The organism is Arcobacter thermotolerans (assembly GCF_983172305.1).
On record NZ_CFAFZJ010000002.1, the window covers coordinates 21,042 to 41,478 of the forward strand.

22 protein-coding genes are annotated in these 20,437 nt (G+C 25.9%); 11 read left to right on the forward strand and 11 right to left on the reverse strand.

The annotated features are described in order from the left end of the window. The first annotated feature begins 158 nt into the window (after positions 1-158). Genes AC5LG6_RS01775 through AC5LG6_RS01785 form a run of 3 tightly spaced genes read left to right on the forward strand, consistent with a single transcriptional unit; the run spans position 159 to position 2,656 of the window. The gene (locus tag AC5LG6_RS01775; protein ID WP_498585535.1) at positions 159-860 is read left to right on the forward strand and encodes an MOSC domain-containing protein; all 702 of its coding nucleotides are present in this window, start codon (positions 159-161) and stop codon (positions 858-860) included. Between the two features lie 12 nt (positions 861-872). Beyond that, complete coding sequence (locus AC5LG6_RS01780) at positions 873-2,057, forward strand: aspartate aminotransferase family protein (protein ID WP_498585536.1); 1,185 nt, start codon at positions 873-875, stop codon at positions 2,055-2,057. Beyond that, positions 2,054-2,656: a pyridoxamine 5'-phosphate oxidase family protein gene (locus tag AC5LG6_RS01785; protein WP_260893408.1), complete on the forward strand. Its 603-nt coding sequence runs from the start codon at positions 2,054-2,056 to the stop codon at positions 2,654-2,656. Before AC5LG6_RS01780 ends, AC5LG6_RS01785 begins: the two co-directional genes overlap by 4 nt. Positions 2,657-2,711: 55 nt before the next feature. Here AC5LG6_RS01785 and AC5LG6_RS01790 read toward each other — a convergent pair whose 3' ends face one another. The 6 genes from AC5LG6_RS01790 to AC5LG6_RS01815 all read right to left on the reverse strand — a co-directional run bounded on the left by AC5LG6_RS01790 (position 2,712) and on the right by AC5LG6_RS01815 (position 10,159). After that, on the reverse strand, positions 2,712-3,884 hold the full coding sequence (locus AC5LG6_RS01790) for a benzoate/H(+) symporter BenE family transporter (protein WP_498585537.1): 1,173 nt from the start codon (positions 3,882-3,884) through the stop codon (positions 2,712-2,714). A gap of 106 nt (positions 3,885-3,990) precedes the next feature. Continuing rightward, complete coding sequence (locus AC5LG6_RS01795) at positions 3,991-5,019, reverse strand: hypothetical protein (protein WP_081560202.1); 1,029 nt, start codon at positions 5,017-5,019, stop codon at positions 3,991-3,993. A gap of 125 nt (positions 5,020-5,144) precedes the next feature. Then, positions 5,145-6,512, reverse strand: coding sequence for an oxygen-independent coproporphyrinogen III oxidase (gene hemN / locus AC5LG6_RS01800; protein WP_498585538.1), 1,368 nt, complete (start codon positions 6,510-6,512; stop codon positions 5,145-5,147). Continuing rightward, the gene (gene argF / locus AC5LG6_RS01805; protein WP_066152132.1) at positions 6,513-7,442 is read right to left on the reverse strand and encodes an ornithine carbamoyltransferase; all 930 of its coding nucleotides are present in this window, start codon (positions 7,440-7,442) and stop codon (positions 6,513-6,515) included. Positions 7,443-7,581: 139 nt separating this feature from the next. Beyond that, positions 7,582-8,265, reverse strand: a complete 684-nt coding sequence (locus tag AC5LG6_RS01810; RefSeq protein WP_498585539.1) for a response regulator — start codon at positions 8,263-8,265, stop codon at positions 7,582-7,584. A 64-nt stretch (positions 8,266-8,329) separates the two neighbouring features. Beyond that, positions 8,330-10,159 (reverse strand): 7TM diverse intracellular signaling domain-containing protein, encoded by a 1,830-nt coding sequence (locus AC5LG6_RS01815; RefSeq protein ID WP_498585540.1) that lies wholly within the window; start codon positions 10,157-10,159, stop codon positions 8,330-8,332. Positions 10,160-10,401: 242 nt separating this feature from the next. Between AC5LG6_RS01815 and AC5LG6_RS01820 the strand changes: the two genes are divergently transcribed. From AC5LG6_RS01820 to AC5LG6_RS01855, 8 genes are all read left to right on the forward strand, one after another. After that, positions 10,402-10,614 carry a helix-turn-helix domain-containing protein gene (locus AC5LG6_RS01820; protein ID WP_105912609.1) on the forward strand — a complete coding sequence of 71 codons (213 nt, stop codon included), beginning with the start codon at positions 10,402-10,404 and terminating at the stop codon, positions 10,612-10,614. Further along, on the forward strand, positions 10,614-10,952 hold the full coding sequence (locus tag AC5LG6_RS01825) for a HipA N-terminal domain-containing protein (protein WP_187472453.1): 339 nt from the start codon (positions 10,614-10,616) through the stop codon (positions 10,950-10,952). Before AC5LG6_RS01820 ends, AC5LG6_RS01825 begins: the two co-directional genes overlap by 1 nt. Beyond that, positions 10,942-11,940 (forward strand): HipA domain-containing protein, encoded by a 999-nt coding sequence (locus AC5LG6_RS01830; protein ID WP_498585541.1) that lies wholly within the window; start codon positions 10,942-10,944, stop codon positions 11,938-11,940. Before AC5LG6_RS01825 ends, AC5LG6_RS01830 begins: the two co-directional genes overlap by 11 nt. 96 nt (positions 11,941-12,036) lie before the next feature. After that, a complete protein-coding gene (locus tag AC5LG6_RS01835) occupies positions 12,037-12,402 on the forward strand; it encodes a hypothetical protein (RefSeq protein WP_027390974.1) in 366 nt (121 codons plus the stop codon). 333 nt (positions 12,403-12,735) lie between these two features. Beyond that, complete coding sequence (locus AC5LG6_RS01840) at positions 12,736-13,128, forward strand: hypothetical protein (RefSeq protein ID WP_431394625.1); 393 nt, start codon at positions 12,736-12,738, stop codon at positions 13,126-13,128. Positions 13,129-13,486: 358 nt separating this feature from the next. Beyond that, positions 13,487-15,604, forward strand: a complete 2,118-nt coding sequence (locus tag AC5LG6_RS01845) for a ribonucleoside triphosphate reductase (protein WP_390852046.1) — start codon at positions 13,487-13,489, stop codon at positions 15,602-15,604. Then, positions 15,582-15,746, forward strand: coding sequence for an anaerobic ribonucleoside-triphosphate reductase (gene nrdD, locus AC5LG6_RS01850; RefSeq protein ID WP_498585542.1), 165 nt, complete (start codon positions 15,582-15,584; stop codon positions 15,744-15,746). Before AC5LG6_RS01845 ends, nrdD begins: the two co-directional genes overlap by 23 nt. After that, positions 15,724-16,401 (forward strand): anaerobic ribonucleoside-triphosphate reductase activating protein, encoded by a 678-nt coding sequence (locus tag AC5LG6_RS01855; RefSeq protein ID WP_498585543.1) that lies wholly within the window; start codon positions 15,724-15,726, stop codon positions 16,399-16,401. Before nrdD ends, AC5LG6_RS01855 begins: the two co-directional genes overlap by 23 nt. A 3-nt stretch (positions 16,402-16,404) precedes the next feature. Here AC5LG6_RS01855 and folP read toward each other — a convergent pair whose 3' ends face one another. The 5 genes from folP to AC5LG6_RS01880 are packed head-to-tail and all read right to left on the reverse strand — an operon-like array spanning position 16,405 to position 20,425. Continuing rightward, positions 16,405-17,544 (reverse strand): dihydropteroate synthase, encoded by a 1,140-nt coding sequence (folP, locus tag AC5LG6_RS01860; protein WP_498585544.1) that lies wholly within the window; start codon positions 17,542-17,544, stop codon positions 16,405-16,407. Further along, a complete protein-coding gene (locus AC5LG6_RS01865) occupies positions 17,541-18,164 on the reverse strand; it encodes a DNA polymerase III subunit delta' (RefSeq protein WP_228138038.1) in 624 nt (207 codons plus the stop codon). The genes folP and AC5LG6_RS01865 overlap by 4 nt, the downstream gene beginning before the upstream one ends. Before the next feature lie 2 nt (positions 18,165-18,166). Continuing rightward, positions 18,167-18,742: a HobA family DNA replication regulator gene (locus AC5LG6_RS01870; protein WP_228199232.1), complete on the reverse strand. Its 576-nt coding sequence runs from the start codon at positions 18,740-18,742 to the stop codon at positions 18,167-18,169. Further along, positions 18,720-19,931 (reverse strand): aspartate kinase, encoded by a 1,212-nt coding sequence (locus tag AC5LG6_RS01875; protein ID WP_066222963.1) that lies wholly within the window; start codon positions 19,929-19,931, stop codon positions 18,720-18,722. The genes AC5LG6_RS01870 and AC5LG6_RS01875 overlap by 23 nt, the downstream gene beginning before the upstream one ends. Before the next feature lie 20 nt (positions 19,932-19,951). Beyond that, a complete protein-coding gene (locus tag AC5LG6_RS01880; protein ID WP_174519291.1) occupies positions 19,952-20,425 on the reverse strand; it encodes an RNA pyrophosphohydrolase in 474 nt (157 codons plus the stop codon). Positions 20,426-20,437 lie beyond the last annotated feature (12 nt).

A 20,437-nucleotide genomic window follows, 5' to 3' on the forward strand; every position in this document is an offset into this window, starting at 1 on the left:
TTTATTAAACATTTAATCTATAAAATATTCCATCACAATTTTAATCTAATTATTCAAAATTTTTCTTTTTTAATTTTAAAATTAAAATAGCAATTAACAGATTGTAAAAACTCCTTCATTTTTCTATACTTTTAATATATAAAATTGGAGTATAGAAAATGGCTACAAAAATATCAAATGTATTATATATAAAAGTTGGAAATGTAACTGTAACAAAACTTGAAAATCAAAAGAGGCAAGAGTTGATTTCAGGTATCAAAAAATATCCAGTTTCAAAAGCTTATTTAACAAAAACTGGATTTGTTGATGATTTCCAAGCAGATTTAGTCCATCATGGTGGAGTTAATAAAGCGTTATTTTTATTTTCAAGTATAACTTATGAAAAAATAAACTCTTCTTTTGATAATAGTTTTGATATGACAAATATGGCGTTTTTTGGAGAAAACTTAATACTTGACAAGATTTGTGAAAAAGATATTTGTATTGGAGATATCTTAAAAATTGGTCAAGCAAAAGTACAAATAACACAACCAAGGCAACCTTGTTGGAAACTTAGTGCAAATAGTTTAAAAAACAGTATGACGAAATTTATTTTTGAAACAGGTTTGACTGGATTTTACGCAAAAGTTTTAAAAGAGGGACAAATTTCACAAAATGATGATGTTGTTTTAGAGCAAAGGACAAACTCTAATTTAACTATTGAAAAATTAAATCAAATTATTGTTGAGCCAAAAATTGATATAAACCTTACAAAAGAAGCATTAGCTTGTGAAGATTTGGGGCATCAATTTAAAAACTCTTTAACAAAAAGATATGAGCTAGGAGATGAAGATAATCAATTTAGCTTTTATCATACATAAAAAAGGAAAGTTATGAATAAATATATATTACCTTTATATAATCGATTAGATATTGCATTTATAAAAGGTAAAAAATCTCTATTATTTGATGAAAATAAAAAAGATTATATAGATTTTGCTTCAGGAGTTGGAGTAAATAGTTTAGGTTATGCAAATAAAAAAGTAGCAAAAACAATAGAAAAACAAGCAAAAAAAATTTTACACAGTTCAAATATATATCGAATAAAACCGCAAGAAGAGTGTGCAAAAAAAATAGTTGAATTAAGCACTTATGATATGCAGTGTTTTTTTTGTAATAGTGGAGCAGAAGCAAATGAAACTGCTATAAAACTTGCTAGAAAATATGGAAATGTGACATTTAAAACACCTAAATATAAGATTATTACTATTAAAAACTCTTTTCATGGAAGAACAATAGCAACTTTAAAAGCAACAGCACAAGAAGATAAACATAAATATTTTGCTCCATATCCTGATGGATTTGTTTATGCAAATGATATAAATGAAGCTATTTCGATGATTGATGATACAACTGTTGGTGTTATGTTAGAGTTGATTCAAGGTGAGGGTGGTATTTTTATGCAAGATATTTTTCAAGTACAAAGACTTGAAAGAATTTTAAAAGAGAAGAAGTTACTTTTGATAATAGATGAAGTTCAAACAGGAGTTTATAGAAGTGGGAATTTTTTGATTTCTCAATATTTTGGAATAAAACCTGATATTGTAACTTTAGCAAAAGGTTTAGCAAGTGGTATTCCAATAGGTGTTATGATAACAAGTTTGAAAGATATTTTTACTTTTGGTGATCACGGTTCAACTTTTGGTGGAAATCATCTTTCAACAACAGTTTGTAAGGCTGTTCTAAAGATTTTAGAGAAATATTCAAATAGTGGAAAACTTAGTGAAAATATAAAATATTTTAACAGTTGTTTACAATATTTTACAGATAAATATCCAAATATCTTTTTACAAAAAAATGGTTGGGGATTTATGCAAGGTCTTGTTTTAAAAAATGAAAATGATTTAAGTAATATAGTAAATCTTGCACTTAAAAATGGTGTTTTAGTTTTAAAATCAGGAAAAAATATCATCAGATTTTTACCACCAATAATTATTTCAAAAAAAGAGATAAAAGAAGGTTTTAAAAGATTTGAAGAAATTCTTATAAACTATCATAAAATACAGGATAAAAAATGAGAAGAGATGAATTTAATATAAATGATAAAAATAGTATAGATGAAATATTAAAAGCGTGTGAATATGGAACTTTAAGTCTTATAAGTGAGGGAAAACCTTATGTCGTAGCTTTGAATTTTGTACAATATAAAAATGCAATATATTTTCATGGGGCAAAAGAAGGAAAAAAGATTGAAGCCATAAAATCAAATCCAAATGCAGCTTTTTTAGTAGTAAAACCATACTCTTTTATCCCTTCATATTTTAGTGATACAATGGCAGCTTGTCCTGCAACACAGTTTTTTGCTTCAGTATTACTTGAAGGAAAATTGAGTTTTATAGAAGATAAAGATAAAAAAGCTGATATTTTAAATGCTTTGATGAAAAAGTTTCAAAATGAAGATAGTTTTGAAAAAATTGCTTATGAAAAAGCGATGTACACAAAAATGCTTGATAAAACGGCAATTATTGAGTTAAAGATTGAAACTCAAAGTTGTAAAATAAAAGTAGGGCAAAACTTAAATGAAGAGAGAAAAAATAAATTCTTAGAAAAATTAAAAAATAGAAATTCACAAATAGATAATGAGACTATAAAAGTTATGGAAATTTATAAAAAATAGTTTATGTAAATATCCAAAATATAAATATTTATATTTTTGGATATTTTTATATCTTCTACTTATTTGATAATCTCCAATTTAATACAAAGTATGAAATTAAACCTAAAACTAATCCCCAAAATGCACCGCCAATTCCAAATAAATTTATATTTGCTGCTGTTGCTAAAAATGTTATAACTGAGGCTTCTCTACTATTTAAATCACTCATTGCATTTGTAAGACTTGTTGCTATTGTACTTAATAGAGCAAGTCCAGCTAAAGAGCTAATAAATGTTGCTGGAAAAGCAGCAAATAAACTTGCAAGAGTAACTCCAAAAATACCAACTAAGATATAAAATATTCCTGCTGCAATACCAGCTATGTATCTTTTTTTAGGATTTTCATGAGACTCTTTTCCTGTACAAATTGCAGATGTTATTGAAGATAAACAAAAAGCATGAGAACCAAAAGGAGCCATTAAAATAGAACCAAATCCAGTAACTGCTAAAATAGGTTTTGCTTCTGTTTTGAAACCATCATTTTTAAGTATTAAAAGTCCAGGCATATATTGTCCAGTTAATGTTATTAAAAATAGTGGTAAGGCAATACTTAGTGTTGAATTGAGTGAAAAAGTAGGTTCTGTAAAGATAGGATATGCTAGTTTTAATTCAAGATTAGAAAAGTTAATTTGGGATTGTATAGTTAATATTATAAATCCAAATATTAAAACAGTAACAATAGCATATCTAGCAGAAAATCTTTTTGTAATAAGATAAATAAAAAATAGTGAAATTGCCAAAATAGGGCTAATTGTCATATTTGTAAAAGCAGAAATTCCAAATTGTAGCAATATTCCAGCTAATAAACCCGATGCAATTCCAGATGGAATGAGACAAATTAATTTTCCAAAATATCCAGACAAACCTAAAATAAAAAAAGCAAAAGCAGATAATATATATGCTGCTATAACTTCAGAGTAAGAAACAGTTGCAATAGCAGTTACTAAAAATGCAGCTGCTGGAGTACTCCAAGCAGTTATTATTGGTTCTTTTGTGTACCAACTTAATATTATTCCAGTAATTCCAACACCAATAGAGATAGACCAAACCCAAGAAGCAGTTTGTTCAGGATTTAATCCTGCAATTTGTGCTGCTTGAAATATTAAAATAAAAGTTCCACCATAATTAACAATAACTGAAATTAACCCAGCTATTATTGGAGGTAAAATATTTGATACTTTTCTATCCATTTTTCTCTCCTTAAAATAAGATAGTAAAAGTATAAGTAAAAGAGAAGATTTATAGCAATCTGATAATTGCTAATTTCAAGTTTCAATAAAAAAATATATTTTAATTTTAGATAGCCATTGTTTGACTTATTCCATAGATTTTACTATCTAGTTCATCTATTTTAAACTCTTTTTGTTTTATTGTTAGATTTAGATTATTTATAGTTGTATTTTTCATAGATATAATATTTGAAAGATTCTCCAAATCTTCCTCTTTCATAAACATTTCAGTATTTAATTCATCTAAAATAGTCTCTTTTTGAGAGATTTTGATTAAAATATCATTTAACATAGATTGTTTTACTCTTAACTTTGAAATTACCTCTTCTAATTCTAGTTCTTTTGCTCTTAATTGAGTATTTATCTCTATTAAATAAGAGTTTTTAATTGTCATTTGACTATTTAAATCTATTTCTTCACTATCTTTTAAATCAAGATTTGTATCATTATTTGAAATTTTATTAATTTTTTGCAAAGAGTAATCCATTTTTAATAAAGTTGCTACAAACCTTAATCTCTCCATCATATCTTTTTTTTGCATTCTTGCATTTCTTCCAAGAGAGAAGTCAAACATTGAAAAAATAGCATGTGCATGAGGAGTTAAAACTGTAGAAAATTCGGAAATATCTACTTTTTGTGAGAAATCTTCTGGTTTTTTACCATTTAAACCATCTTGAGTTATATACCAGTTGTTATCTTCTTTTTTTAATATGTTTTTGTGTGGATAAAAATTTTGATTATTTTTTGTAAAATAGCCTTCATCTTTATGAATTGTAAGAGATATTAACTCATGTCCACCATATTTTTGTTTTAATTCAAAAAATAGATCTAAAATATCTTCTGATGTATGATGTCCATCTATTGCAATAATAGCCTCTTGAAATATATTGACAATAGCACTATTTTGCATATTTTGTTTTACTTTTTCTTTGTATCTATCTTGAGCTTTTTGTAAAAATTCATCATATTCATAATATTTATTAAAACTATTAGCTCTTGAATTTTCAACTACAGCATAGTTTAAACCATTTTCTCTATTTATGTGCGATTGTGAGTGTTGTGTTAATTTTCCTACACTAAAAGACGCTTTCCCCATATTTTCCCCTATATGTTATGGTGCTATAAGCACCATTGAAATTGTGTAGTAAGATTAAACTTAATTTTTATTAAAAGTTTGCTTAAAAAAATGGACAAAAAAGCCCATTAATTTATTAAAATAATTTAAATTGTTTTAGAAAATCTTCTTTTATCTTCTGGAATTTTATTTAAATAAGCATCAAAAGGCATACATATATTTCTAATTAACATAGTTCCTGTTTGAGAAACTTCAATTCTATCAGCATATATTTTAAGAAGTTCTGCATCTTCAAACTCTTTTAAAGATTCTAGTGCATCGCTAAAATAATCTTTAAAATCTATTTTAAACTCCTCTTCAACTTTTTTTATATTTAAAGAGAAATTACTCATAAGTTCCATAATTACATATTGTCTAAGAATATCGTCATCACTTAGTCTATAACCTTTAAATACTGGTAGATTTCCATTATCAATAGCTTCTTCCCATTCATTTAAATCTTTAAAATTTTGTGCATAATAATCAACACCATTTCCTATAGACGTAACACCAATTCCTATTAAATCTGCTCCACCTTTTGTTGTATAACCTTGGAAATTTCTATGTAATTCACCTTTTTTTATCGCTTTAAAAAGTTCATCTTCTGGTTTTGCAAAGTGATCCATTCCAACCATTTTATATCCATTTGATGTAAAAAAGTCTATTGTATCTTTTAGCATCTCAAGTTTTATGTTTGGAGTTGGAAAGGTTGTTTCATCAAATTTTCTCATAGTTTTCATAAGCCAAGGAACATGTGCATAGTTAAATACTGCAAATCTATCTACATTTAGTGTTAGCATTTTCTCTAAAGTTTTTTTGAAACTCTCTTTTGTTTGGTGAGGCAAACCATAGATTAAATCTGTATTTATAGATTTAATACCAGCATCTCTTGCTATATTTATTACATTTAAAGTCAGTTCAAAAGGTTGAATTCTGTGAATCGTTTTTTGAACAGTTTCATCTAAATCTTGAACTCCAAAACTAAGACGATTAAAACCACCATCTTTTAATACATCCATATGCTCTTTTGTAAAGTATCTAGGATCAACTTCGCAAGATATTTCAGCATCACTGCTAAAATTTGGAAAAATAGATTTTATAGATTTTATAACATCTTCTAGTTGTTGCGGTGAAAAATATGTAGGAGTTCCTCCACCAAAGTGCATTTGTGTTACAACTCTAGATGTATCTAAGTGATTTTTTAATATATTTAACTCTTTTTTTAAATACTCAATATATCTTGTTTTTTTATCTTCTTTTGAAGTAAAAATAGTATTACAACCACAAAAATAACATGCACTTCTACAAAAAGGAAGATGAATATATAAAGACAAAGCTCTATTTTTATCTTGTTTTTTATAGAAATCTTTTAAATCTTCTTCTTTAAAATTTTCGCTAAACTCAGGTGCTGTTGGATATGAAGTATATCTAGGACCTGGTTTTGAGTATTTTACAAATTTTTCATAATCTATCATCTATTTCTCGTCTCTTTTTTTATCAAGCCAAACCATAATACCTTTTTGTGCATGAAGTCTATTTTCAGCCTCTTCAAAAATTCTACTTTGGCTTCCTTCTAATACAGCTTCACTAACTTCATAATCTCTATATGCAGGTAAACAGTGTAAAAATATTGCATTTTCTTTTGCTAATTTCATCATATCTTCATCAACCATATATCCAGAAAAATCTTTTACTCTTTTCTCTTTTTCTGACTCTTGTCCCATAGATATCCAAGTATCAGTTGTAACAACAGTTGAGTCTTTTATAGCCTCTTTAGGGTCAAAAGAAGTTGTAATTTTTGCACCACTTTTTTTAGCTTCTTCTAAAGCAGTTTGTAAAACTTTGCTATCTACTTGATAATCTTTTGGAGTAGCAATTCTAAGCTCAAATCCAAGTTTTGCTGCTAAATTTAGCCATGAGTGTGCCATATTGTTTCCATCTCCAATATATGCTACAACTAAATTTTTATCAAGTCCTTCTTCCATAATTGTAAGATAGTCAGCCATTAACTGTATAGGGTGATATTTATCTGTAAGTCCATTTATAACAGGAACTTTTGAGTATGAAGCAAACTCTTCAAGTTTTTCTTGCTCAAAAGTTCTAATCATCACCATATCAACCATTCTAGAGATTACTCTAGCAGTATCTTTCATAGGTTCACCACGACCAAGCTGAATATCATTTGATGAAAGAAAAAGCCCAACACCACCTAGTTGATATATACCAGTTTCAAAAGATACTCTAGTTCTTGTAGAGCTTTTTTCAAAAATCATACCTAAAACTTTTTTAGGCATATACTCTTTAAAAACTCTTTTTTTTGTCTCATCTTTAATCTGTTTTGATAATTGAAGAATTTCTAAAATTTCATCTTTTGAGAAGTCTAATAAACTTAAGAAGTGTCTCATAATATTTTCCTTATATGGATTAAAAGCCAATATTTTAGTTAATTTTTCTTTATAAACACTTAATATTAAGCTCTAAAAAGAGATTTATGTTTTTATTTAAAAATATTTAAAAAAAGCTAACCGTAATATTATAAAATTTCTAACTAAAATTTATTTTGTATCCTATTGAACTAACAGATTTAATTATCTTATGATTAAATTTACTTGTTGTTCTATGCATTAAAGTTCTTAATGTACTATCAGATATTTGTCTATCAAACCAAATAAAGTTTTCTATCTCAGAAAATCTTACTACTTCACCCTTTGCTTTGATTAATATTTCTAAAAAAAGTCTCTCATTTTTTGTTAAATCAATTTCTTGATTTTTAAAATAAACTTTTAAATATGGTTCAAGAGAGTAATAATATTCGTGCGATAATTTATATTTTCCATTTTCATCTATTTTTTCACTTCTTTTTTGTAATTTATAAGTAGCAATATTCATACTACTTTTTAAGTCATTACGATTAAATGGTTTTACCAAATAAGCAAATGGTTCAATTTGTGCAGCTTTATCAAGAGTTTCATCATCGCAATATGCACTCATAAATATAATAGCAGTGTTACTATTTTCATTTATCTTTTTTGTAATATCAATACCACTAAGGCTGTTTTTTAGAAAAATATCCATTAATATAATATCTGGCTTATTTTTTGAAAAAGATAATAATGCTTCTTCATAAGTTGTTACAATATCTGTAACTTCATAACCCAGTTTTATTAAAGTACTTTGTGTATCAAGTGCAACAATTGTCTCATCTTCAACAATTAAAATTTTTATCATATTTCTCATCTTTTAATTTTAAATATTATCATATAATAATTTAATCACATTTTTGTCACAAAAGCTACTCTTTCCATCTTAATTTTACTTTTACACCTTCATTGGTACTAATATTCATTTCTGCTTTAAGTTGTTTTTTTGCTAGAGTTTCAATTAAAGTAAGCCCTAAAGAACTTTTTTTAATATTTGGATTATATCCTTTTCCATTATCACTATAAACAAGCTTATATTCTTTGTTTTTACCAAAAAAAGATATGTTTACAATGCCTGTTTTATTTTTATCAAAAGCATGTTTAAAACTATTTGTTAGTAACTCATTTAATATTAATCCACAGTAAATAGCTGATTCAGAGCTTAAATTACAATTTATATCATATACAACATCAATATCATGCTCAAAGCTTTGTTTTATTTCAGATATTATCTTCTCAAAATATTCATTAGCATCAACAAATGTAATAGTATCTTTTTGATAAAGAAGCTCATGTAAATGACTCATTGCACTAATTCTATTTTGAATTGTTGTTAAAAGTATATTTATTTTAGAATCATTAATTTCGTCATTTTGCAATCTAATTAAAGATATTATAGTTTGCATATTATTTTTTACTCTATGGTTTAGCTCTTTTAATAAAATCTCTTTTTCTTCAAGTGCTATTATTAAGTTATTTGTTTTATTACTAACTATTTTATTTAATCTAGCTTCATTCTCTTTTTGTTCAGTAATCAAACTTAGCTGCATTTTTTCTTTTTCATCTTGTAATCTTTTTATTCTATTTGCTAAAGCAATAGAGAATACTAAAGCTTCTAATATAAAAGCTATTTCAATAATATAATAAGATGATAAATCATCTTCTATTATTCCAGAGCTTGATAAATACATTAAAGAACCAGCAAAAAGTATTGCTGTCCAACCAAATAATATTAATTTTGCTTGTTCATTTTTATTTAAAAAAGCATAAAAAGTTATAAAAAATAGATATAACATAACCAATATAGATATAACATTTCTATATGGTTCAAGGTAGTTTGTAAATATAAACAATATAACAGATGAAACTAATAGAGCAATTAATATATTTAATATGAAATTAATTTTTGGATATTGATTTATTTGAAGAAATGATTTTGAAAAAAGTGCTAAAAATAAAACTGGAAGTGCTATAAAAATTGCTGCATAGTTAACAACATATTCCATAAAAGCTGAGTCAAATATATATAAATTTGCAAATCCAACATAAAGCAAATGATGGAATACTAAAGTGATAATATATCCAACATAATAAAAATAACTAATATCTTTTATCATAAAATATATTGATAAATTATATAGTGCTAATACTATCATTCCACCAAAAAATAGACTTAGAATTATTTGTTGAATTATCTCTTGTTTGTAAAAAGCTTCATAAGAATAAAGATTTAATTTTAAAGATAAAGAGGTTTTTTTTGATGAAGCTTCAATATAGTAAGTTTTTGTCTCATCTTTTTCTAATTTTATATGAAAAACTGGGTTTACAGATTTTCTTTCTATACTTTTATTTAGTAATCCTTCGCTCTCTTTTAAATTATTGTTTTCATAAAAGTTAATATTTGTTACTAAAGGATTATCAAACTCTATTATTTTTAAAATAGCTTCGTTTTCTATATTGTGAAGTGTAAATTTAATCCATACTTTAAAATCTGGTGAATAACCAAATTTTTTAGTTGAAGAGTCTATTTTTGAAAAACTAACTTTATTTTCTATTATTTTATCAATTGTTAATTTTTTTGAATAGTCAATAAATATCTCTGAAGAGCTTAAAATATCTATATTTGAAGATTTATCAATATCAATATTAGTGGCACTTAAATAGGATAAAAATAGCATAAAAATCAGTAGTGTTTTTTTCAATATTCCTCTATTTATCTGTTTTATTTGTATTTTATAATTATGCCTTAAATGATATAAATTATAATTTATCAATATATTTTTAGTTTATATGCTAAATATTTGATAATTTTTCAATCACTAGTTTTTATTATAGGTTGTATTTAACTTATATACTAAACATTAAGTTATATATAACTATAAAATTATATAATTAGCTATATTTAACTTATATACTAAATATAGTTATTAAATTAAGGTAAAAAATGGAATTAACAAATATTAAAATAGGTAAAATCATAAAAAAAAGAAGACAAGAGTTAAATCTTGAATTAAAAGATTTACAAGATTATTCAGGTGTAAATTATGCGTCAATTTCAGATATTGAAAATGGAAAAGCAAATCCAACTATAAAAACCGTTGAAAAGCTTTTAGATGCACTTGGTATGCAAATAAATATTGAAGTAGTAAATAAATAATGCAAAGAGCAAAAGTTTTTAGAAATAGTATCTTTGCAGGAATACTAACAAAAATAAATGAAAAAGAGTATATTTTTGTTTATGATAAAGAGTATTTAAAAATGCCAAATAAAAAAGCTATTAGTTTAACTTTACCACTACAAGAAGAGGAGTTTAAATCACCTTTTTTATTTCCTTTTTTTTATAACTTGTTAGCTGAAGGTAAATTAAAAGATATTCAATGCAAAGAGTTAAGAATTGATAAAGATGACGATTTTTCAAGACTAATTCTTACAACAAAAGAGAATACAATAGGCTCTATAACAATCCAAAAAGATGAGACAAAAGATGGAAAATAATATTTGCTTAGCTTGTTTAGCAACAAATAAAAAACTTAAAAATAGTTATTGTTCAAAATGTATAAAAGAACTTTTTGATGGAATCATACCAAATCCTTTAAATTTTAATAAAGTTGAATTTACTAAAAAAAGAGCTGAACTATCACCTAGAATGTCAATTTCAGGAGTTCAAGATAAAATCTCTTTGACTTTTGAAAAAAAAGATTTAGTTCCAACTGCAATAAATGGAAAATATATTTTAAAACCAATTTCTAGTGGAGATGGATATATTAAAAATGAGAAAGATATTGTTGCAAATGAACATTTATCAATGCTTATATCAAAACAAATATTTAAAATCCCAACTGCAAATTGTGGATTAATAGAGTTTAGTGATTGTGAACTTGCATATATTACTAAAAGATTTGATTATGATGATATTTCTTCCTTAAAATTTGATCAAGAAGATTTTGCAGGAATTATGCAAATATCTCCATCATCTCATGGAGAAAACTATAAATATGATGCTTGTAGTTATCTTGATTGTGCAAAAATGATAAAAAAATATGTAGCTTCAAGTGTAGTTTGCTTAGAAGATTTTTTTAAAAGAGTTATTTTAAACTATCTAATATGCAATGGTGATGCCCATTTAAAAAATTTCTCTTTATATAGCAAACCATACTCAAATGAATATTTCTTATCTCCAAATTATGATTTATTAAATACAAGATTTCATATAAATGAAAAATATGGGGATATGGCATTAGATTTATTAGATGAATATACTCCTACATATGAAAAATACGGATACTATACTTATGATGATTTTAAAACATTTGCTAACTATATTGATTTAAAAGAGATTAGATTTAATAAAATTATGAAATTTATTGAAGAGAGCTACTATAAAGTTGAAGAGTTGATTGATAAATCATTTTTAAGTAAAAATGCAAAAGAGTTTTATAAATTATCTTATAAGACTAGATTGAAAAGATTAAGATATAGATAAATTGTAACAAAAATGTGACGAAAATGTGACATCTTTTTGATATAGTTTTTTCTAAGTAACTAATAATTAGTTTTATAAAAAATATAAGGAAAAAAAATGTATAAAAAAATAGTTGTAAGTTCTCTATTTGCAATGGTTGTATTTAGTGGTTGTAGTTATAGAAATGATTCTAATATCTCTATTCCAAATAATCCAGAAATTCAAACAAATATTTTAATAACAGAAGATAGTTTAAATGATAAAAGTTGCATCAATATAGAAAAAATTGATGTTAGTGTAAAGAAATTAACAGCATTTCATAAAGACCCAACAAAAGAACAAGCAAACTATGTATTATCAGAAAAGGCGAAACAACTAAAAGCAAATGTAGTAAGAAATGTAAAGTATAGTTCTGGAATAGGTTTTACAACATGGGGATATATGGATGCTGAAGGTGATGCATCTAAATGTAATTTAGATTAAATTTTTTGAATTTAATCTAAAAATAATTTTAATTTAAAAAAGAGTTAAGTAGTAAATAATATCAAACTATTACAAAACTGTGACAATTTTCTGATAGAATTTTCACAAGGCATAAAAATAATATTTATACAAGGGAATTAAGATAAAAATGGGGATTTTTACTAAATTTAAACTTACAGAGGTATTAAGTACCTTTTCCTATCTCGCTAATATAATTTCTATAAATAAGCTACAAAATTTAAAAGTAGTCAAATATTTTGCAAATTCAATAAATTATTATAGTTTTTTAAATAATAGAGTTCAATACAATATCTTAGGTAAGGAGAATATAAAATGAAACCTTTTAAAGAATATATAGGAGATATATTAGTTTATTTACTAATAGCTTTTTGGTTATGGATGCTATATTTTTTTTTGGGAGTAGCTTATCTTTTTATAAAAAGAGAAGATTATAAAACATTAATTTTTTTCTTAATATTATCTGGAATAGTTATTATAGTAGTTGGATATATTTCTAGGGCTTATGTTTATAACCGCAGTATAGCAGGAGCATATATAATAGAGTATTTTCAAGAGATAAGAAAAAAACAAGAATTAAAAGAAAAAATAAGTTTAAATGATAAACTAGATTTATGGACATTAGATGGATATATAATAAAAATTTGTAATATGATAGGGCTATTATTAATAATAATTGCTGTATTAATATATGTAATAAAATATTAGATATAGGGCTAAAGGAAGAAATATGGGAAGTAATAATTATACAAATACAGAAAATATTCAGAATATAGCTAATTCTGAAAATGAAAAAGTTGAAAATTGGAACATAAGATAATACCTAGTGAAGCATTTATGAAAAGAGTAAATGAGTATGAAAAAGAGTATGAGAAATATGATTTTTTTGAATATTTTAAAGAAAATGTAAATAAATAGGAATTTATTAATTAAAATAATAATTTCAAGAAAATTATAAAAAATAAATAACAATTCAAAGCTAATGACAATTTAGTGACTTTTTTACTTAACAGCTATTAATAAAAACTCTTTTAAACTTCCAGTGATTATAAAAAAGGAATAAGTTATGCAAATAGAGATTTTAAAAAGAGATGGTAAAAAAGAGAAATTTGAAGCTTTTAAAATTGAAGATGCTATAAAAAAAGCATTTAAAAGTGTAAATACTATTTATGATAAATCAATATATTTTTCAGTTTTATTTGAAATAAAATCTAAAAATCTAAAAGCTGTTGAAGATATTCAAGATTTAATAGAAAAAGAGCTTTTCAAAAGTGAATATTTTGATGTTATGAAAAGTTTTATGCTTTATAGACACCTTCATAAAATTCAAAGAGAGCAGATTTTAGGATTAACGAATGATACAACTTATGTAAACTCGACTCAAACAATACAAGAGTATATAAATGGTGAAGATTGGAGAATAAAAGCAAATTCAAATACAGGATATTCACATGCTGGACTTATAAATAATAGTGCTGGAAAATTAATAGCAAACTATTGGCTTGATAAAATTTATACAAAAGAGCAAGGATATGCTCATAGAAATGCAGATATTCATATTCATGATTTAGATTGTTTAAGTGCTTATTGTGCTGGATGGAGTTTGAGAGTTTTACTTGATGAGGGATTTAATGAAGTTAGAGGAAGAGTTGAAAGTAAGGCTCCAAATCATTTTAGAGAAGCTTTGGGACAGATGGCAAATTTTTTAGGAATACTTCAAAGTGAGTGGGCAGGAGCTCAAGCTTTTAGCTCTTTTGATACATATTTAGCACCTTATGTTTTTAAAGATAAACTTGAATTCAAAGAGATAAAAAAGGCTATAAGAAGCTTTGTTTATAACTTAAATGTTCCTGCACGATGGGGACAAAGTCCATTTACAAATATTACTATCGATTGGACGGTTCCAAGTGATTTAAAAGAGCAAATACCAACACGAAATCAAGAGCATCTATTTAAAGATTTAAAAGATGATGAGCTTTTAAAAGAGGCAAAAAATAGGGGAGTTTCAACTTTTGAAGAGCTTACATATAAACATTTTCAAAAAGAGATGAATCAAATAAACAAAGCTTACTACGAGATTATGACACAAGGTGATAAAACGGGTCAGCCATTTACTTTTCCTATTCCAACTGTAAATATCACTGAAGATTTTGACTGGGATGGAGAAAATACAGATATTTTATTTGAAAATACAGCAAAAATAGGAAGTAGCTATTTTCAAAATTTTATAGGAAGCCAATACAAAAAAGATAAATCGGGAAATAAAATACCAAATGAAGAGGCATATAAACCAGGACATGTAAGAAGTATGTGTTGCAGACTTCAACTTGACTTAAGAGAGCTTTTAAAACGAGGTGGAGGACTTTTTGGAAGTGCTGAAATGACTGGAAGTATTGGAGTTGTTACAATAAATATGGCAAGGCTTGGATATTTATATAAAAATGATATAAAAGGACTATATTCAAGAGTTGAAGAGCTTATGGATTTAGCAAAAGATAGTTTAGAAAGAAAGAGGATTTTTGTAAAAGAGATGTATGATAGAGGTCTTTATCCTTATACAAAAAGATATTTACCACACTTTAACAACCACTTTTCAACTATTGGAGTAAATGGTATAAATGAAATGCTAAAAAACTTTTTTACTAATGAAACTATAGATTTATCAAATGAAAAAGGTATAGAGTTTACTATGGAGTTATTAGATTTTATGAGAGCTAAGATGCTTGAATATCAAGAAAGAACTGGAAACCTATATAATCTTGAAGCAACACCAGCTGAAGGAACAACTTATAGATTTGCAAAAGAGGATATAAAAAGATACAAAGATATTATTCAAGCAGGTTTTGGGAAGAATATTTATTATACAAACTCATCTCAGCTACCAGTTGATTTTACAGATGATCCTTTTGAAGCACTTACGTTACAAGATGATTTACAGTGCAAATATACTGGTGGAACGGTTTTACACTTGTATATGAAAGAGAAAATATCAAGCAGTGAAGCTTGTAAAAAGATGGTAAAAAATGTAATTTCAAACTTTAGATTGCCATATATTACAATTACTCCACTTTTTTCAGTTTGCCCTGTTCATGGATATTTAGTTGGAGAATATGAGTATTGTCCAAAATGTGATGATGAAATTTTAAAAAAGGAATTAGAAGATGGAAAAAATAAAATTGCTTGAGAAAAATATAGAAAAAAGAACTAAATGTATAGTATATACTAGGGTTATGGGTTATCATAGACCAGTTGAAAGTTTTAATATAGGAAAAAAAGGTGAACATAAACAAAGAGTTAAATTTGTTGAACAAAAAGATTGTTTATAGTTTTACAAAATTTACAACAACAGACTACCAAGATGAAATATCTTGTATAGTCTGGCATATTTCTTGTAACTTGCTATGTAGCTATTGTTACAATGATAATATAGTTTTTTCCAAACAAGGATATTATTCTCATAATGATATTTTAGATTTTTTAAAATCTAGAGTAGGGCTTCTAAGTGCGGTTGTTTTAAGTGGTGGAGAAGCTACTATGAACAATTTAGAACCTTTTTGTAAAGAAGTTAAAAAACTAGGATTTAAAATAAAACTAGATACAAATGGAATAAATACCAAAATTATAAAAGATTTAATATCAAAAAACCTTATAGATTTTATATCTTTAGATTTTAAATCTCCAAAAGAAAAGTTTAAAATTGTAACTCAAAAAAATAGTTATGAAAGTATGATAAGTACAATAAAACATCTTTTAAGTATAAAATTTAATTTTGAAGTAAGAACTACTGTAAATGCTGATTTATTGGACTTTGAAGATATAAATAAAATTATAGAGAAACTTTATCGTTTAGGATATAATGGTATTTATTATATACAGAATTTTTTACAAACTTCTACAAATATTGGAAATATTACTCAAAAAAAGATTTTAGAAAAAGATAAAATAAGAGATGATTTATTAAAAATTGAATTTAGAAATTAACTCTTAATTGATATTCTCTATAGCTTCAAAAACTTTAATTGCTTGAAAATGCTCTTTTACATCATGACATCTTATAATGCTAGCACCATATCTTAAAGATTCAAGATGTATAGCCAAAGTCCCTGGAAGTCTATTTTCAATCTCACTTGGAGTAATCATATTTATCATAGATTTTCTACTAGCTCCAATTAGAAGTTCATATCCAAAATGTTTAAAATGTTCTAAATTCTTAAGTAAAAGTAGATTATGGTCCAATGTTTTTCCAAAACCAATTCCAACATCTAAGACAATATCATCTATTCCAAAACTTTTAGCCTTTTGGATTCTTTCTTTAAAGAAATCATCAATTTCAACCATAATATCTTCATAAAAAGGATTATCTTGCATAGTTGTTTGATCTTTTTGCATATGCATTATTACAACTTGAGCTTTGTATTTTGAAGCTATTTTACAAACTTCATCATTTTGCAATCCTGTTATATCATTAACTATTTTAAAACCATGATTTAAAACAAAATCTATAACTTTTGGAGAAAAAGAGTCAATAGAGAAATCAACTTTTTCAAAATATCTATTTTTATATATTGTTTGAACAATATCTTTGATTCTATTTAACTCTTCATCAGAACTTACGGGTAAACTTCCAGGACGGCTTGAAACTGCCCCAATATCAATTATATTTGCACCATCTTCAATCATTTTTTCAATTTTAAAAGATGCTTGAGAGTTATCAAATCTACTATTTTTAAAAAATGAGTCTTCATTTGCATTTAAAACACCCATGATTTTTGTAGAATATTTTTGCTCTTTTACAAAATCTTTTAAAACTTTTGCTAACTCTTTAAGCCCAAAAGGTTGGGATAACTCTTTTCTACTTAGAATTTCAAAATGTTTTGTAGTTCCTATAAGTAGGGCATTAACAAACTTGTCTTTTGCTATTATTACACCTTCTGGAACAGCTAAATCAGCACCAATAGATAAAGCATCTTGCTTTAATATATTAGCAGCACCTACATGCAAATCTTTTATAAAAAGTGTATGAATTTTTGCTTTTTTTGACATAATAGCAACACCACTTTTATCACATTTTAGAGTGCTTAAAAATGTTTTTGTCTCATTTAAAGATAGTTTATATAGTTTCATTTTGCCTCTTTTTCTAAAATAGATAGAAGAAGATAAGTTAAAACTGTAGTTGGTTTTGAGTTTAGTTCCAAAAGTTTTATAGATTTAAAAAATATATCCAACTCTTTTTGGTTAAGCTTTACATTTTCTTTATTTGCTTTTATTAAGATAGTTTCAACAATATTTATAGCTTCATCTTTTGTAATTTTTTGATTGTTTTTTATAAAAGTGTATATATCTTTTAAATCTAATTTTTTTATATTTAGTTCAATATCATCTTTTTCCACAACTTTTTTAAGATTTTTATATGGTAATCTTGAATAAATTGTAGGAAGTAAGGAATTTTTAGAAGAGACTAAAAGAATAAAGACTATATTCTTTGGTGGTTCTTCTAAAATTTTTAAAAGAGCATTTTGTGCTTCAACTCTAAATGTAGCACCACACAAAAATAGATATTTTGTCTCATTTGATGCAATATATGCCTCTTTTAGAGTTTTATTTGCTTGTTCTATTTGGAACTCATCTTTCTCTTCATTTTTAATAACTCTAGTTTGGTGAGTAGGGTAAACAGCTAGAAATTTATTTAAACTATCTTCAATGCTATTTACAATAAAAATTGAGGAGTTTTTAACTATCTCCAAGATTAGCTCTCTACATTAATATTTGCAAAAAGTGCTGCACTTATTGTTTTGTTATATAATCTAAACATTTGAAGAAGCTTCATATCAAGTCCATCATCATTTGATTTTAAGTTTATAGAACCTTGTCTCTCCTCATCAAAAATCCATAAAAAAGAGCTTTTTGTGATTTTTGCAAGAGTAGATCTATTATCTTGACTTTTTCCAATATACCAAAAACAGTATCCATTTGGAAAAGATATTTTTAGCATATCTTTAATATTTGAAATATCATCCTCTGATTTTATTTGATCAAGATTTTTATAAAATGAACTAAAATCATAAAATGGTAAAAAAGGTCTATTTAGTTTTGAAGAGTTTATGTTAGATAAAATATAGTTTAAAAACCATTCCCTCTCTTTATCTGTAATAATCAAGATAGAGTAACTTTTATCTAAAATATTTGTAATATTTTTTGATACTAATGGTGCCCATTCAAACTTTTTTTCTTCCAACCAAGGAGATAAAAGCTTATCTTCCCTGATTGTATCAACTGTCCAATTTAAAAACTCTTGCAAATTATTTGTCCAATTCGTATGCATCGTGTAAAGCTCTTACAGCTAACTCTGCATATTTTTCATCAATAATCATAGATATTTTAATCTCACTTGTAGAGATAATTCTAATATTAATATTCTCATTTGCCATAGCTGTAAATGCTTTTGAAGCAACTCCAGTATTTGATTTCATTCCAACACCAACAATAGAAACTTTACAAATTGCCTCATTATAATCTATATTTTTTGCTTGAGGTCTAAATTGTTCCATAACTTTTTTACAAATCTCTAAATCTGTTGTTGGAATTGTAAAATCTAAATCAGTTGTCCCATCAAGTCCTCTTGTTTGAACAATCATATCAACATTTATATTTGCATCTGCAAGAGCTGTAAAAATTGCACTAGCAACACCTGGTTTATCAACAACACCATACATTCCAACTCTTACTTGGTTTTTATCTAAAGCTATTCCACTTACTATTGGTTTTTCCATAATTTCCTCTTCATTTGTTATTAAAGTTCCCTCTACATCGGGTGTAAAACTACTTCTTGATACTAGATTTACATTTAATTTTTTTGCCATTTCAACTGATCTGTTTTGTAATACTTTTGCACCAAGACTTGCAAGTTCCAACATCTCATCATAAGATATTTTTTCTAGTTTTTTAGCTTTTGGTTCAATTCTAGGATCTGTTGTATAAATACCATCAACATCAGTATAAATTTCACAAACATCAGCTTTTATAGCACCAGCAATTGCAACAGCAGATAAATCACTTCCACCTCGACCTAAAGTCGTAACTCTTGAACCATCAAGTGTAACTCCTTGAAATCCAGCAACTATAATAATATTTCCCTCACTTAAAGCATTTTTCATCTTTTGTGTATCTATTTTTTCTATTTTTGCTTTTGTGTGAGTATCTGTTGTCATAATTCCAGCTTCTCTTCCTGTCATAGATATAGCTTTGTAGCCAATACTATTTAAAGCAATAGATAATAAAGCTGAAGTCACTCTCTCACCTGAACTTAAAAGCATATCCATCTCTTTTAAATCAGGAGTTTTTGTATAATATTCAGCATATTCTATTAATTTGTTTGTTTCACCGCTCATAGCAGAAACAATAGCTATAACATCATGACCTTCATCTCTTATCTTTTTAATAATCTGTGCAACATTTGCAATTCTATCAAGTGTTCCAACACTTGTTCCACCAAATTTTAAAACTTTTAACATCTAATTTACTTATCCTTTTTTTAAATATATCCCTCATCTTTAAAATACTTTAGAACTTGCTTGTAGACAGTTCTTTTAAAAAAAGTTATATGTTCATAAACTTCTTTTAAAGATACAAACTTATATTCACTAAACTCTGGAATTTCAGTGTTTATGTTTATTTTTGCATCTTTTTTTAATTTTACTAAATAGTATTTTTGTTTTTGACCATCATAAGGATACATCTTTTGAGCAATTACAGGAGGAAAAAGATAAGAGACCCAAGTTGGATATTCGGCTATTATTTCTATATCTTTTGTACCAATCTCTTCTTCAAGCTCCCTAAGAAGTGCCTCTTTTGTATTCTCGCCTTCATCAATCCCACCTTGAGGAAACTGCCAAGCGTTTGGAATATCAGTTCTTGAAGCAATAAAAATCTCACACTTCGCTGGATATTTAGATGATAAGATAATAGCTGCAACATTTGGTCTTAATTTTTTTTTCTCTTTTTCAATCACATTTTTATC

Bases quoted from the DNA above. Each gene is read 5' to 3' on its own strand.
- AC5LG6_RS01775 (WP_498585535.1), top strand. From the start codon at position 159: ATGGCTACAAAAATATCAAATGTATTATATATAAAAGTTGGAAATGTA.
- AC5LG6_RS01780 (WP_498585536.1), top strand. From the start codon at position 873: ATGAATAAATATATATTACCTTTATATAATCGATTAGATATTGCATTT.
- AC5LG6_RS01785 (WP_260893408.1), top strand. From the start codon at position 2,054: ATGAGAAGAGATGAATTTAATATAAATGATAAAAATAGTATAGATGAA.
- AC5LG6_RS01790 (WP_498585537.1), bottom strand. From the start codon at position 3,884: ATGGATAGAAAAGTATCAAATATTTTACCTCCAATAATAGCTGGGTTA.
- AC5LG6_RS01795 (WP_081560202.1), bottom strand. From the start codon at position 5,019: ATGGGGAAAGCGTCTTTTAGTGTAGGAAAATTAACACAACACTCACAA.
- hemN (WP_498585538.1), bottom strand. From the start codon at position 6,512: ATGATAGATTATGAAAAATTTGTAAAATACTCAAAACCAGGTCCTAGA.
- argF (WP_066152132.1), bottom strand. From the start codon at position 7,442: ATGAGACACTTCTTAAGTTTATTAGACTTCTCAAAAGATGAAATTTTA.
- AC5LG6_RS01810 (WP_498585539.1), bottom strand. From the start codon at position 8,265: ATGATAAAAATTTTAATTGTTGAAGATGAGACAATTGTTGCACTTGAT.
- AC5LG6_RS01820 (WP_105912609.1), top strand. From the start codon at position 10,402: ATGGAATTAACAAATATTAAAATAGGTAAAATCATAAAAAAAAGAAGA.
- AC5LG6_RS01825 (WP_187472453.1), top strand. From the start codon at position 10,614: ATGCAAAGAGCAAAAGTTTTTAGAAATAGTATCTTTGCAGGAATACTA.
- AC5LG6_RS01830 (WP_498585541.1), top strand. From the start codon at position 10,942: ATGGAAAATAATATTTGCTTAGCTTGTTTAGCAACAAATAAAAAACTT.
- AC5LG6_RS01835 (WP_027390974.1), top strand. From the start codon at position 12,037: ATGTATAAAAAAATAGTTGTAAGTTCTCTATTTGCAATGGTTGTATTT.
- AC5LG6_RS01840 (WP_431394625.1), top strand. From the start codon at position 12,736: ATGAAACCTTTTAAAGAATATATAGGAGATATATTAGTTTATTTACTA.
- AC5LG6_RS01845 (WP_390852046.1), top strand. From the start codon at position 13,487: ATGCAAATAGAGATTTTAAAAAGAGATGGTAAAAAAGAGAAATTTGAA.
- nrdD (WP_498585542.1), top strand. From the start codon at position 15,582: ATGGAAAAAATAAAATTGCTTGAGAAAAATATAGAAAAAAGAACTAAA.
- folP (WP_498585544.1), bottom strand. From the start codon at position 17,544: ATGAAACTATATAAACTATCTTTAAATGAGACAAAAACATTTTTAAGC.
- AC5LG6_RS01870 (WP_228199232.1), bottom strand. From the start codon at position 18,742: ATGCATACGAATTGGACAAATAATTTGCAAGAGTTTTTAAATTGGACA.
- AC5LG6_RS01875 (WP_066222963.1), bottom strand. From the start codon at position 19,931: ATGTTAAAAGTTTTAAAATTTGGTGGAACAAGTGTTGGAACACTTGAT.